This window comes from Flavobacterium sp. PL11 (assembly GCF_035985025.1).
Lineage (GTDB): Bacteria > Bacteroidota > Bacteroidia > Flavobacteriales > Flavobacteriaceae > Flavobacterium.
In genome coordinates, this window is sequence record NZ_JAXCIA010000001.1 from 205,830 (window position 1) to 221,310 (window position 15,481).

The following is a 15,481-nucleotide window of genomic DNA, read 5'->3' on the forward strand; positions in this document are numbered from 1 at the left end:
ATTAATCAATAATTATTTTTTTAGTAATAGACTGTTTTTCTGAAGATAATTTTAGAAAGTATATTCCCCTTTTTAATCCCAAGTTTAAAACATCTGACTCCATTTTATCAGCTTTAACTTTTTTTCCTAAAATATCATAAACTTCATAAGTTGTAGACGAAAAATCTTCAATATTTGTTTTAATTGTGCCGTTAGACGGATTAGGATATATGGTTATTTCAGAAAGTTTAGTAAACTTATCATTTTTAAGTGAAGGTGGTGTGTAAGTAAATAACTCTTGTCCGTCTGTATTTGTTGCGCTAAAAAATAACTTGTCACCTACTTTTGTAAGATTAGAAACGGTATTTGGATTAATACTACCAGTTAGTAATGTACTAACTGCCTTTGTTCCTGCCGCGGTTCCATCGGTTTGCCATAATTCTCTTGAATCACTATTATCACTATCCGCCCCAAAATAAATGATATCATTAAGCACTACAAAATTAGTTGTAACTGTACTCGATTTAGCATTAAAATCATATAGTTTGGTCAAGGTAGTGCCATTGTATATATACAAATCATAATTAAGATTATCATCAGCGGCAAAAAAGTATAAGTTATTATTTACAACAGTCAATTGATCTGGATTAGAATCTCCTGAAGTATTTATGTCAGCCACTTCCAATGTTCCCGCAGCAGTTCCATCTGTTCTCCATAATTCTTCACCATTTGCTCCGGTGGCCTTAAAGTAGATAATCCCATTAGCTTCAGCAAAACGTATTGGATTTGAATTGGTTGATCCAGAATTAATATCTTTTACCAATATTGTACCCGCAACTGTGCCATCGGTTTTCCATAATTCGAATCCTATTGATCCATCATTTCCAGGAAAATAAACAGTACTACCAGTGCTGTAAGAAGCAGTGTTTACCCCGTTTGCACTTCCTGGATTTATATCTATTAATAAGGAAGAGTTTGCAGCTGTTCCATCAGATTTATATAATTCACGTCCTGTTGTGGAAACAATTTGACCCAAAATTGCATTACTTCCTACTTTTTCTATCCATGTAATACTATTAGTAGTTCCAGGATAATCAACTACTAGAGATGTTCCTGCGGTCGAACCATCAGTTTTCCATAGTTCAGTTCCGTTAGTTCCATCATTAGCAGAAAATAACATTGTTGTTGGATTCAAGATCAAGAAATTTTGCGGATTACTAGAGGCCGATGAGCCTGTTCCTGGTCTTATGTCCTTTACCAGAACCGTTCCAGTAGCGGTTCCATCCGTTTTATATAGTTCTGTACCACTTACGGTTGTGCCAGTTGTGGCACTAAAATATACTGCTCCATTAAAAATAGTGAAATTTGCTGGATTTGAATTTGAATTTGATGCTGGAGTTCCTGTATTTATATTTTTCACTTGAACTGTACCAGATGCAGTACCATCAGACTTCCATAATTCAATACCATCTGCATCAGCAGCACGAAATAGTAACGTTCCGTTGTAATCAAATAAATTTGTAGGAGTAGAACTTCCACTACTTGAAATATCTTTTACTTGCACAATTTGTGCAAAAGATAGTGTAGAAATTAAAATAGCTAAAAGGTAGATTTTTTTCATAATACTCGATTTAATTAATAATAACAAAGTTAAAGAAAGTAATATAAAGAATTATAGAAAAAACTTTTAATCTAATTTATTGTGAAAATCATAAATTTATAAAAACACAAATATGAAATTAGCCACATAATAGTGCCGTATTTATATCGAATTATTATTTATTAGTAAATTAACAGATTTTACAACCCTTCGTATAAAAAAATAGTATTTTTAAAAAATTGATATCTCATAGTTTACATATTTTAATCCTTTATAAAAACCCTCAATATCTTATATTTGTAAACGAATAAAAAAATTAAAAAGTTTATCACTGTAAAAACAAAAAATAATATGCGATTCCCTTTAAGTTGTTTTCTTTTTTTATTTTTTACAACTGCTTTTTCGCAGGAAACTGGAGCGCCTATCGTTGTTGCTGAGATAAAAATTGATTCTTTATATAGAGAAGATCAATTTTATGTGGGTATTACTTATAATACACTTGCAGATAAAACGGCAGGACTAACACAAAGTAAATTTTCTGCTGGATTTACAGCTGGATTTTTACGAGATATGCCTATAAATAAATCGAGAACAATAGCCATTGCACCTGGAATAGGATTTTCCTATACTAATTACAATCAAAATTTAATGATTACTGGCACATCCCAATCCGCGATTTATTCTACTATAAATTCTGAGGATCAGTACAGTAAAAATAAATTCTCTTATTTATCAGTTGATGTACCTATCGAGTTGAGATGGCGTAGCTCTACCTTTGAGAGTCATAAGTTCTGGAGGGTTTATACTGGAGTAAAATTGAGTTATTTATTGTATGATAAATCGGTTTTTAACAGTGAAAAAACGAATATCACTATTAAGGGAAATGATGATTTTAATCAGTTTCAATATGGGGCTTATGTCTCAGCGGGTTATAACACCATTAATTTATATGCGTATTATGGTTTAAACCCTTTGTTTAAATCAGCAAACTTAGATGGTGAAAAAATTAAAATACGCTCACTAAACTTAGGGTTGATATTTTATATTTTATAACCATAATACAATCAACAGCAACTGTGGAATAGCTCCCAAAAAAAATCCCATTACAAGTTCTAGGTTAGTATGTGCTTTCATCTCAAGCCTAGATGATGCTATAATACCATTGAGAAGTAAAAGCAGTGCCACCGTAAAAACACTATTTATTTGAAGGTGTATGCTTATTCCCGCAATAAAAACGGTCATAGCACTTATAGCGATCATGTGCAGACTGGCTTTGAAATACCCAAATAATAAAATCATGGCTAACATAATACTGAATAAGCCACCTAAAAAGAAAAAATGCAATTCAGGATAGCGATCCACGGTGATGCTTTTTTTGACTAATAAAATGATTAAAAAACAATGCACTACAAGTGGAATTTTACGTTCGGATATTTTTGCCATCATTATCGTTTCTACATTTCCACTAGCGCGTAGTAAAACAAAAACTAAAATGGGAATTACAATAGTGACAATCACCACTTGAAAAAGAATAAATAATTTTTCTTGTGTAATAAAATCGCCTTTATGATACGCTAAATACAAAAGCGTAGCCATCGTAGGTATCAATATAGGATGAAAAATATAAGAAAATGATGTAATAAATTTTTTCAAGACCGCTGGTTGTTTAAACAAATATAATAAATATCAAATTTTACGCAACATATTAGTATTGTTTATTATATTGAAAATGTTCTGTTTTTGTGTAAATATAATCAGTGTGACTAATTACTATTAGCAATATATAATCAATAGATGATGAACAATCACTAATAATGAATTTACAGATCTTTTTTTAAAGCTTCTTACCGTTGCGCTTTAAAAATTTAGTGAATATATATTTTTAACGGATTTTTAAATAGTTTTAAAAATCAACAATTGATTTCTATATAATAGCCCTATTTTTAACTCTTTAAAGGCGTAATTAGGATTAATAATAACAATCAAAACACTTCATTTGTAATTACAAATACAAGCAGGAAAACACATATTTATATTGTAATCAAAAAAGAAATCATTATGGTTGAACTTGTAATATTAGGTTAATATTTCTTTTTGCCAATACTATTTTTAAAAAGATATGCTATTTTTGAAAGGCTTACTTTTACATTAAGTAATAGGAATGAAGTATTGTATCATCGTTCTGTACTCAGTAATTTACTTATATGGACTTAATTTGAAAAACAATACGATGATCTTTTGATGGTATTTTCTCAGTATAATTCAAGATTAGACTTAAAACTTACATTGCTTATATGTTTAAAAACAACAACAGTATTTTCTTCTAATAACTTAAATATTCTTTCTTACAAAAAATTTGATTATTAATTACTCTTACTTTATGAATCACAAAATATTAAATAGTATTCAAAAAATTAATGCCCAATTTATAAACAATCATTTTACGGTAGCACTAGATACTGTTTCTATTGACAGTCGCTCGTTGCAAAATGGTTCTGAAACTTTATTTTTTGCATTAATAGGAACTAATATTGATGCTCATATTTATGTTGGGGATTTAATAGAAGTTGGCGTTCGTAATTTTGTGGTAACACACATTCCTAAAAATTGCGAGAGTAAAGCTAATTTTTATATTGTAGATGACACATTATTATCCTTACAGGAATTTGCAGCACAATATAGAAGTTTGTTTGATTTTCCGATTATTGGCATTACTGGAAGCAACGGAAAGACGATTGTAAAAGAGTGGCTCAATTTTTTATTAAGTCCAGATTTTAATGTGATTCGAAGTCCAAAAAGTTACAATTCACAAGTAGGCGTTCCATTATCTGTAATAGCGATTAATGAGCAACACAACTTAGGGATTTTTGAAGCTGGAATTTCGGTGCATGCTGAGATGAAGAATTTAGAAAAAATCATTAAACCAACTTTAGGTGTTTTAACCAATATTGGTTCTGCACATGACCAGGGATTTGTCAATTTAGATGAAAAAATAAAAGAAAAGATGTCGCTATTTCAAACGGCTGAAACCGTAATTTACCAAACTAGTGATCAGATAAGCTCTTTTATTTCATCAAATTCAAATGCATTTACTTGGAGTTTTACACAAAAAGGAGCAACTGTTTTTATTGGTAAACAAATAATGGATGAACAAACCATTTTAAATATTCACTATAAAAATGATAATTTTAAGGTTAAAATTCCTTTTCAAGATCAGGCTTCTATTGAAAATGCGATTTCTTGTTTGATGGTTTTATTGTACTTTAAATACGATTATGTAATCATTCAAAACCGAATGCAATTGTTATTTCCAGTAGAAATGCGCTTGAAAGTAAAAAACGGAATCAATAATTGTAGCATTATTGATGACAGTTATAGTTCTGATTTTCAATCGTTGAAAATAGCACTCGATTTTCTTGAAAGTCAAAAACAAGGGGATAATAAAACAGTAATTATATCTGATATTTTTCAAAGCGGATTAACTAAGGATGAATTGTATAACAAGGTTTCTGACTTGATTACTTCTAATAAAATAAGCCGCGTTATTGGTATAGGGGTAACCATTTCAGAATATAGACATAAATTTGATAACTGTATAACCTATCAAACCACTGCTGATTTTATAGCCGATTATGAGAATTTAGATTTTACTAATGAAAGCATTTTAATTAAGGGAGCGCGCTCGTTTCAGTTTGAAGAAATTGTACAACTATTAGAGGAGAAAACCCACGAAACTGTTCTTGAAATCAACTTGAATGCGATAAGCTTTAATTTGAATTTTTTTAAATCTAAACTTAAACCCACTGTTAAAATAATGGTGATGGTAAAAGCCTTTGGATACGGAAATGGAGGTTTTGAGATCGCTAAATTACTTGAACATCAAAAAGCAGATTACTTAGGGGTGGCTTTTGCCGATGAAGGAATTGCGCTGAAAAATGCAGGAATTCAATTGCCTATTATGGTTTTAAACCCTGAGAATACAAGTTTTAGCGCTATTATTCAATACCAACTGGAACCAGAAATATATAGCTTAAAAGGATTACGTGCCTTTCTAAAAATCGCAGCACAAAAACACTTAAAGCATTTTCCAATTCACTTAAAAATTGACACCGGAATGCATCGTCTAGGATTTGAAGACAATACAATTGATGAATTGATTTCCACTTTAAAAGGCAATCAAAACATTCAGGTAAAAAGTATTTTGTCACACATGGCTACTAGTGATGACGTATTGCATAAAGATTTTGCTACTGGACAAATAGCTTTATTTGAAAAACTATCATCAAGATTGATGCATGAATTAAATATCCAACCCATAAGGCATTTAATGAATACATCAGGTATCAGTAATTTTCCTGATGCACAATATGACATGGTGCGTTTAGGAATAGGACTTTATGGAATTTCGAATGATAGTCAGGAGCAAAAAAAGTTAGAAAATGTAGGGACACTTAAATCTATAATTTCACAAATAAGAACAATTCCCTCAGGCGACAGTGTAGGTTATGGCAGAAAGTTTATGGCTGAACAAACAACTAAAGTGGCTACTATCCCCATAGGTTACGCAGATGGACTTTCTAGAGGTTGGGGTAACGGGGTGGGATATGTTACTATAAAAAATAAAAAAGCAATGATTCTAGGCAGTATATGTATGGATATGTTAATGGTGGATGTTACTAAAATAGACTGCAAAGAAGGCGATGCTGTGATTATTTTTGGTCAATCACCGTCAGTTATTGAAATAGCTAAAGCGCTGGATACTATTTCTTATGAAATACTCACAAGTATTTCTCAACGGGTAAAGCGCGTATTTTATCGCGATTAATATTTATAACTAAGAAAAAGTAAACATTGTTAAATATTTAATTATTTTTGTTAACTATGAACGAATTCACAAACATGAAGAGTGAGACTATGGGATTTTTTAGTGATTTTAAAGCGTCATTAATGAGAGGCGATGTTTTAAGTTTAGCAACTGCAGTTGTTATAGGCGCTGCTTTTGGAAAAATTGTAGGCTCAGCAGTAGATGATATTATTATGCCAATTATAGGTTTGATAACCGGAGGAATAGATTTTACTCAAAAATTCATTGCTCTTGATGGTAATAGTTATGCGACCCTTGATGCGGCAAAAGCCGCTGGAGCTGCTGTTATTACCTACGGTAATTTTATACAAGCTGTAATTAATTTTGTAATTATTGCATTCTTTATTTTTGTAGTTCTAAGAGCTGCTGAAAAGACAAAAAAGAAAGAAGTTGTTGTTGTTACGCCTACCGGACCAACGCAAGTTGAATTGCTAATGCAAATTAGAGATTTATTAAAAAAGTAATTTCCGCTACATTATATATTCTAACCTATCCTGATTATTTCAGGTCCAAACCGCTTCTTAATTGAGGCGGTTTTTCTTTTTAATTGACTCAATTGTTATTATTTCGAAAATAAAGATGACTGAAATGACTACTGCTGTATTAGGCGTTTTTTTTCAACTTACAACGAAGTAAAATTTTGCTTTTAATTATTTATATCAAGATTGTAATTGACAACTTATGCAAACACAAAAAGAAAGGTAGACAAGCGCTTATGTAAATCTCAATTTATATTTTAAGTTAATACACCGATTTAACCGTTTAGTAAAATCCCATACATTTTTAGAGACTCCGTTTTGTTATTTTTATAACATTTTGTTATTTTTTGTTAATGCAATTGTTTTCGTTTTGATATTACTTACTTTTGCGCTTTGAAATTTATATTTACTATTAAATAAATACTATGAAAATAGCAGTTGTTGGGGCTACCGGAATGGTTGGCGAAGTGATGTTAAAAGTATTGGCAGAGAGAAATTTTATTTCTGCTACTGATGAATTAATTCTTGTAGCTTCTGAACGATCTGTAGGAAAAAAAATTGACTATAATGGGAAACCATTAACTGTTGTAGGTTTACAAACAGCGGTTGATATGAAAGCTGACATTGCATTATTCTCAGCAGGTGGTGACACTTCACTTGAATGGGCTCCCATATTTGCAGCAGCAGGAACAACAGTTATCGATAATTCTTCTGCTTGGAGAATGGATCCAACTAAAAAGTTGATTGTCCCAGAAATTAATGCCTATGAATTGACCAAAGCCGATAAAATTATAGCTAATCCAAACTGCTCTACCATTCAAATGGTTTTAGTTTTAGCACCTTTACATAAAAAATATAATATAAAACGCGTAATTGTTTCTACTTATCAATCCATTACAGGAACTGGTGTCAAGGCCGTGCAACAACTTGAAAATGAATATGCAAATGTGAAAGGCGAAATGGCTTATAAATACCCAATTCATAGAAACGCAATTCCACAATGTGATTCATTTGAAGAAAATGGTTATACAAAAGAGGAGATGAAACTGGTTCGTGAAACTAAAAAAATATTAGGTGATAATAGTATTGCTGTTACAGCAACTGCGGTTCGCGTACCTATTGTAGGAGGACATAGCGAAGCCGTAAATGTAGAATTTACGAATGATTTTGATCTTAACGACGTTAGAAAATTACTACATGAAACTGATGGCGTTGTTGTTCAGGATAATAATGATACTTTTACCTACCCTATGCCTATGTATGCACAAGGGAAAGATGATGTTTTTGTAGGCAGAATTCGCCGCGATGAAAGTCAAGAAAATACGCTCAATATGTGGATTGTAGCTGACAATCTTAGAAAAGGAGCAGCAACAAACACCATTCAAATTGCCGAATATCTTGTAGCTAACCAATTAGTATAAAGCCGAATCCTAATTTAGAGTAATAAAAATAAATCTCATTTAGTCCGCTTTTATGCAATGAGATTTAAAAATTCTCTTAGCGCGAAGAAAAGTAGCGACGCGTATAGGCATTTTTAATAAAACATTAATTGAATCATCTATTCCAATTTGTTAGACCTGTCAAATCTTCTATCAGGTAATAAATAAACAACCATTTGTTTCTCAATAATAAATTTGATGATATGAATGGTTTTCTTTTTTACGATTTACTACCTTTGCGTTGGATGAAGAAAAACAAACTCATAGTAAGTCTTTTAATGGTTGTAACAGTATTGTTTTCAATATTGTTTCAGGCGTTTCATACTTATGAGCATATAGCAACTCAACTTTCTGAGAAACAATGCGATCATAAATACAATATTTCAGGAACTGAAATTACGCATCAGCATCATCATATCGATCATTGTTATGTTTGCCATTTTGCGATAAGCAGCTATATTTCTCCAGCACAATTCTCTTACCAATTAGTTATTGCGTATAGTGAAATTCCTTATTTCACCATTGATAATGATGCCGTTGTGTCATTTTCTGGCAGCCTATATTCACAGCGTGGACCACCTGTAAATTCATAACCGTTCATCAATTCTTCTTGCAATTTCATTTCATTGATTTTGCAGAACGCATTTATTATTTACTAAAATCTTCACTTCTCATCAATCTATTTATCTACAGATTACCGGAAGAGAATAAAATTTATTTCAATGAAAAAATTTATAATATCCCTATTTTTGGGAATTTCTACCATGCTTCATGCTCAAAACACAATTTCGGGAACCATAACTAATTCCGCTAACACACCAATACCAGGTGTTTCAATAATACTATCTGAACTCAATAAAGGAACTACTACGGATGAAAACGGAAAATATTCCTTTTCTAATTTGCCTAATAAAACCCTTAAAATTAATTTCTCTCTCATAGGTTATGGCACTCAAAACATAACCGTTAACGGCGAAAAAAGAGAAAATAGATTAGATATTATTCTGGAAGAAATGATATTCGAGATGGATGAGGTTATTGTATCTACTGCTTTTAATAAAATTCAATCACAAAATGTGATGAAAGTCGAACATGAGAGCATCAAAAAATTACAACGAAAAGGAACCGCTACATTAATTGAAGGTCTAGCTACTATTCCAGGAGTGTCGCAAGTATCTACAGGAACTTCTATAGGAAAACCAGTAATCAGGGGTTTGAGTGGCAATCGCGTGCTGGTATATTCCCAAGGTGTTCGTATAGAAAATCAGCAATTTGGTGATGAACACGGTTTAGGGTTAAATGATGCTGGTGTTGAAAGTGTCGAAGTCATTAAAGGTCCCGCTTCATTATTATATGGTTCTGATGCACTTGGAGGCGTATTATATTTTAACCCAGAAAGATTTGCTAATGTCAATACCGTTAAAGCTAATTTTAGTCAAAAATATTTCTCTAATACATCCGGACGCAACACTTCAATAGGATTAAAAACATCCACTGATAGTTGGAAATTTATCACTAGAGGAAGTTACAATACGCATTCTGATTATCAAATTGCAGGTGGTGATAGAGTGACCAATACGCGTTATAATGAAACTGATTTCAAAACCGGTATAGGTTACAACAATTCTAAATTTTCTACCATCTTTCGCTATAACTATAATAAGTTAGATTTAGGAATTACTGAGAACGGAATTGATGAGCAAACTACTAACAAAAAAACTGCCTATCCAGCACAAGGAATTTCTAATCATCTTTTAAGTGTAAACTCGGTTATATTTTTAAAAGATTCAAAAATAGATTTGGACTTGGGCTATATTGCTAATGACAGAAGTGAATTTGAAGATAGCGATCAAGCGGCATTGCAAATGAAATTAAAAACATTTAATTACAATGTTAAATATCATTTTCCAAAAGCGGGAAAAATAGAAACTATCGTTGGCGTTCAAGGAATGCATCAAACCAATAAAAATTCAGGAGAAGAATACTTGATTCCTGATGCTGTGACTACTGATTTTGGTGCATTTGGAACGGCAAATTATGAATGGAATGCTAATGTACTACAAGCAGGATTGAGGTTTGACAATAGAAATATTTCAACTGATGCAAATGGAATAGCTGGTCAAGAAGGATCATTTGAAGCGATTGATAAATCATTTGATAGTTTTAATGCATCATTAGGTTATAAAACCAGTTTAACTGCTGATTTAACGATGCGATTGAATCTTGCTTCTGGTTTTAGAGCGCCTAATTTAGCAGAATTGACTTCAAATGGGGTGCATGAAGGAACAAACCGTTATGAAATAGGAAATAGCGATTTAAAAACGGAACAAAATTTTCAAACCGATGTCAATCTAGAATACAACAACAGTCATTTTGAATTTTTTGTAAATGGGTTTTATAATCACATTAATAATTACATTTATACTTCTCCAACAGGAGCGGCTATCGATGACAATTTAGTTTTTAAATACATTCAAGACAATGCTAATTTATATGGTGGAGAAATTGGTTTGCATTTGCATCCGCATCCTTTAGATTGGTTGCATTATGAAACTAGTTTTGAAACGGTAACCGCTAGAAAGAAATCTCAAAATGGCGGAAGCGTATACCTACCATTGATTCCTGCAAACAATTGGGAGAATACCATTAGAACAGAATTCAAAATTAAAAAATGGCTCGAGGACGGATTTGCAACATTAAACATTTCTAGTACTTTTAATCAAAAAAACATAAGTATGTTTGAAACCAAATCCAATGGATATACTCTAATTAATTTAGGATTAGGTGGAACTATCAAAATAATGAAAACAGTTTTTGAGCTTAATATCAATGCTAATAATCTGTTTGACAAAAGATATATTGCACATTTATCACGATTAAAAAATGATGGTTTAGCTAATATTGGAAGAAATATTGTTTTAGGATTGAATTTTACGTTGTAAAACAATTATTAAATTCAGCTTTTTAGTTTTATTTAAGACTCTAGCACATTTACAACACTAACTATTTCCCTATTTTTGTAATAACCTAAAAAACAAAATAATGAAAAAAACTTTTTTAATTATGGCTGTATCTTCGGCGATGGTTAGTTTTGGTCAAGATCAAAACTTAAAACCACTTACATATCCTATAACAAGTAAAGGAACCACTGTTGATGTATATTTTGACACTGAAGTTCCAGATCCTTATCGTTGGCTTGAAGATGATAGATCAACCGAAACAGGTGCTTGGGTAAAGGCGCAAAATGAAGTTACTTATGATTATTTATCTCAAATACCTTTTCGAAATGTGCTAAAAGCAAGAATGGAAAAGTTATGGAATTATGAAAAGATAAGTGCGCCTTTTAAAGAAGGTGACTATACATATTACTACAAAAATAACGGTTTGCAAAATCAGTCGGTTTTATACCGAAAAGATGCCAGTGGAACTGAAACAATATTTCTAGACCCTAATACTTTTTCTAAAGATGGGACCACTTCTTTAGGTGGATTAAATTTTTCTAAAGATGGATCTAAAGTAGCATATTCTATCTCGGAAGGAGGTAGCGATTGGAGAAAAGTGATTATCATGGATGCCCTTTCTCAAAAAATCATGGAAGACACTATAGTTGATGTCAAATTCAGCGGGGTATCTTGGAAAGGAAATGAAGGATTTTATTATTCTAGTTATGATAAACCAAAAGGAAGTGAATTATCCGCCAAAACAGACCAACACAAGTTATACTTTCACAAATTAGGAACAGCACAAAAACAAGATCAAGTTATTTTTGGCTCAGATCAAAAACGTCGTTATGTAGGCGGTGGCGTTACTGAGGATGATCGTTATCTTGTAATTACAGCGGCTAACTCCACTTATGGAAATGAGTTATATATCAAAGATTTGACAAAGCCGAATAGTGCTATAGTTACAATAATAGATAATTTTAAAAGCGACAATAGTATTATTGAGAATCAGGGAACAAAATTGTTTATAGAAACAGATCTAAATGCGCCAAATAAACGCATTGTCACTGCTGATGTAAGCAATCCTAAACCACAAAACTGGAAAGATTTTATTGCAGAAACTGAAAATGTATTGTCACCATCAACTGGCGCTGGTTATTTCTTTGCTAATTATATGAAAGATGCCGTTTCACTGGTGAAACAATATGACTACTCTGGAAAATTAGTACGTGAAATCGAATTACCAGGTGTAGGAACTGCAGGAGGTTTTGGAGGTAAGAAAAAAGAAAAGACACTTTATTATTCGTTTACAAATTATATAACGCCAGGTTCCATTTTTTCATTTGATCCTGCAACGGGAATTTCTGCAGTGTATCAAAAACCGAAAGTAGATTTTGATAGCGAATTATATGAGTCTAAACAAGTTTTCTACACGTCGAAGGATGGAACTAAAATTCCAATGATTATTACCCATAAAAAAGGTCTAAAACTTGATGGAACTAATCCTACGATGCTTTATGGTTATGGTGGATTTAATATTAGCTTAACTCCTAGTTTCAGCATTGCAAATGCAGTATGGTTAGAAAATGGTGGTATTTATGCTGTACCTAATTTACGTGGCGGAGGCGAATATGGTAAAAAATGGCATGATGCAGGAACTAAAATGCAGAAACAAAATGTATTTGATGATTTCATTGCTGCTGCTGAATATTTAATTGCTGAAAAGTATACTTCTTCAAACTATCTAGCTGTACGTGGTGGATCAAACGGTGGATTATTAGTAGGAGCCATAATGACACAACGACCAGACTTGATGAAAGTGGCTTTACCAGCCGTTGGTGTGCTAGATATGTTGCGTTACCATACTTTTACTGCAGGAGCAGGCTGGGCTTATGATTATGGAACAGCTCAAGACAATAAGGAAATGTTTAGCTATATCAAAGGATATTCACCAGTACACAATATTCGCAAAGGAATTCAATATCCAGCGACTATGGTAACTACAGGTGATCACGATGATAGAGTTGTGCCAGCGCATAGTTTTAAATTTGCAGCTGAACTGCAAGAAAAACAAACAGGAGCTAATCCAGTCTTGATTCGTATTGACATTAATGCAGGACATGGAGCTGGTAAATCAGTAGCGGCTACGATTCAAGAAAATGTAGATATCCAAGCTTTTACATTCTACAATATGAGGATCGTAATTTTGCCTAAATTGTATTAAACATCATTTTAAACTTTTGCAATTAAATCAAAGATTTAGATTATTATTTTTAAAAGCATAGTTAACAATTGGACTTTATTGCTCTTAACAAAAAGAATGATTACTAAAAAACGCTATTCAAAAGAATGGCGTTTTTTTTTAGGTTTTGTATTTGTATGTAAAATAAAACCAAATACGAATAAAGCAGTATTTTTGACCAACAATACCGTTGATACGAATCAGGGTTTACTATTCTAATAATTATTTAGATTTAGAGATTAAAATAAAAATTTTAAATTGACATTAATATTTAAAACATACTAGTTTGCGCATCATTAACCACATCTACTTAAAAAAGATGATGCGGGCATTAGTGGATATATTATCTTTATAAAACCAATAAAATCAAATTCCCATTTAAAAAATTTTGAAATAAGTTTAAAAATGAAAGACCTGCACCTAATCCTTAAAAAGGAAAATTATAAAAAAATAAAATTTAAGATTTCTAAAACGCAGCACTTACTAATTAAAGCAAAAATAAATGGCATATTGGGAAATTTCATATTAGATACTGGTGCTTCCAATAGCTGTATTGGATTTGAAAGCATAGATTTATTTTTATTGAATGCTGAAAATTCAAAAACTAGAGCTTCTGGAGCTGGTGCAACAGGAATGTTGACACAAATGGCTACTCAAAATAAATTACAACTAGGAAACTGGAAAGACAATGAATTTGACTTAGTTATTTTTGATTTATCACACGTAAATGAAGCATTAATGCAACATAAAGCCAAACCTGTTCATGGAATCATTGGTGCCGACGTTTTGATGAAAGGAAAAGCAATTGTTGATTATTACAATCACTATTTATATTTGCTGAAATGATTCAAGAATTAGAATTCGAAAATTAACTAACTAAGACTTTAGTTTACACTGGTCTAAAATTTCTTTAGTTTTTGCCTAAAGCCCATAAAAGCCCTCCAGTAAGATGCTGTACAAACAAAGGTTCTGAATAATCTTTTTCATCATGTCCTAAAGCAGTGTAAAATACTCTAGCACCTTCAAACTCATGACACCATGCTAAAGGAAAATAATCGCCAAAAGTACGACCAGGATAGATACTTTTTTCACTGTCTATTACCGTTCGTAAATCAGCGGCTAATAATACTTGACTAATTGGATTAAGTTCAGTCATAAAGTAACATTCATCCTCTTTTTTCCAAACGGCAGGAAGCATAGTAGTAGCTGGATGCTTTTTATCAATTACTTTTATGTCAAATAACTGATAAGCGGGATGTCTGATAAATAAACCACCAATCATTTCATGAAACCATGGCCAATTGCGCTCAGAACCCGAAGCAATATGAATTCCAACAAACGCACCACCATTGCGAATATAAGTTGCAAAATCTTGCCGTTGTTGCTCATTATCGAAAATTTCATTGTTGGTATTCGAAAAAATGAGACAACTATATTTCGACAGATTTTTATTATTCATTACAGAAGGATCATTTGACACATCAACTATCAAATTATTTAGCTGCCCTATTTTTATAAAAGCAGTGACGCTTGCAGCAATATTAGTGTGCACAAATCCTTTGCCGTTTTTAGTATAGACTAAGACCCGTTTTTTGGTAAGTGGATTTGCCCAAACAACACTTGTACTAAAAATGACTGCTAATAATATTACTTTAATTTTCATAGGCTCCTTTTAATATACGATCATATTTTTGCACGATAAAACCGTGATAAATATGAGGTAACTATTGCATTTTTTAGCTTATTGTATTACTTATTTAATTCCAGCTTATTAATGCTAATTTCACACAAAGCCGCAATAAATTAAACTAAAAAATTGTCAGTTGCGTTTTTGCGTTAATTATTTTTACAAATCTAACTAAATAAAAATGTAGTTAAAAAATAATGATTTGAATAAAAAAATCCCAAAAACCTGATTTGGAATTTGGGATTTCTA

11 protein-coding genes are annotated in these 15,481 nt (G+C 31.8%); 8 read left to right on the plus strand and 3 right to left on the minus strand.

The window, feature by feature from the left end; all coding sequences use genetic code 11:
• Position 1: 1 nt before the first annotated feature.
• A complete protein-coding gene (locus RCH18_RS00845; RefSeq protein ID WP_326934864.1) occupies positions 2-1,600 on the minus strand; it encodes a T9SS type A sorting domain-containing protein in 1,599 nt (532 codons plus the stop codon).
• Between the two features lie 330 nt (positions 1,601-1,930).
• On the opposite strand from RCH18_RS00845, the gene RCH18_RS00850 reads away from it, so the two are divergent.
• Positions 1,931-2,632: a porin family protein gene (locus tag RCH18_RS00850; RefSeq protein ID WP_326934865.1), complete on the plus strand. Its 702-nt coding sequence runs from the start codon at positions 1,931-1,933 to the stop codon at positions 2,630-2,632.
• On the opposite strand, the gene RCH18_RS00855 is transcribed toward RCH18_RS00850, so the two are convergent.
• Entirely contained in the window at positions 2,627-3,232 is a 606-nt protein-coding gene (locus RCH18_RS00855) for a hypothetical protein (RefSeq protein WP_326934866.1), read from the minus strand. The two genes, RCH18_RS00850 and RCH18_RS00855, sit on opposite strands and share 6 nt — an antisense overlap.
• A gap of 727 nt (positions 3,233-3,959) precedes the next feature.
• Between RCH18_RS00855 and RCH18_RS00860 the strand changes: the two genes are divergently transcribed.
• The 7 genes from RCH18_RS00860 (at position 3,960) to RCH18_RS00890 (ending at position 14,391) form a co-directional block, all read left to right on the plus strand.
• The gene (locus RCH18_RS00860) at positions 3,960-6,404 is read left to right on the plus strand and encodes a bifunctional UDP-N-acetylmuramoyl-tripeptide:D-alanyl-D-alanine ligase/alanine racemase (protein WP_326934867.1); all 2,445 of its coding nucleotides are present in this window, start codon (positions 3,960-3,962) and stop codon (positions 6,402-6,404) included.
• 89 nt (positions 6,405-6,493) lie between these two features.
• Positions 6,494-6,907 (plus strand): large conductance mechanosensitive channel protein MscL, encoded by a 414-nt coding sequence (gene mscL / locus RCH18_RS00865; RefSeq protein ID WP_326935007.1) that lies wholly within the window; start codon positions 6,494-6,496, stop codon positions 6,905-6,907.
• A 440-nt stretch (positions 6,908-7,347) separates the two neighbouring features.
• Entirely contained in the window at positions 7,348-8,343 is a 996-nt protein-coding gene (locus RCH18_RS00870; protein ID WP_326934868.1) for an aspartate-semialdehyde dehydrogenase, read from the plus strand.
• Positions 8,344-8,564: 221 nt separating this feature from the next.
• Positions 8,565-8,954 (plus strand): hypothetical protein, encoded by a 390-nt coding sequence (locus RCH18_RS00875; protein ID WP_326934869.1) that lies wholly within the window; start codon positions 8,565-8,567, stop codon positions 8,952-8,954.
• Between the two features lie 129 nt (positions 8,955-9,083).
• Complete coding sequence (locus RCH18_RS00880) at positions 9,084-11,303, plus strand: TonB-dependent receptor (protein ID WP_326934870.1); 2,220 nt, start codon at positions 9,084-9,086, stop codon at positions 11,301-11,303.
• A gap of 121 nt (positions 11,304-11,424) precedes the next feature.
• Complete coding sequence (locus RCH18_RS00885) at positions 11,425-13,527, plus strand: prolyl oligopeptidase family serine peptidase (RefSeq protein WP_442788133.1); 2,103 nt, start codon at positions 11,425-11,427, stop codon at positions 13,525-13,527.
• Between the two features lie 423 nt (positions 13,528-13,950).
• Positions 13,951-14,391, plus strand: coding sequence for a retropepsin-like aspartic protease (locus RCH18_RS00890; protein WP_326934872.1), 441 nt, complete (start codon positions 13,951-13,953; stop codon positions 14,389-14,391).
• Positions 14,392-14,455: 64 nt separating this feature from the next.
• On the opposite strand, the gene RCH18_RS00895 is transcribed toward RCH18_RS00890, so the two are convergent.
• A complete protein-coding gene (locus RCH18_RS00895) occupies positions 14,456-15,208 on the minus strand; it encodes a ThuA domain-containing protein (RefSeq protein ID WP_326934873.1) in 753 nt (250 codons plus the stop codon).
• Positions 15,209-15,481: the final 273 nt, after the last annotated feature.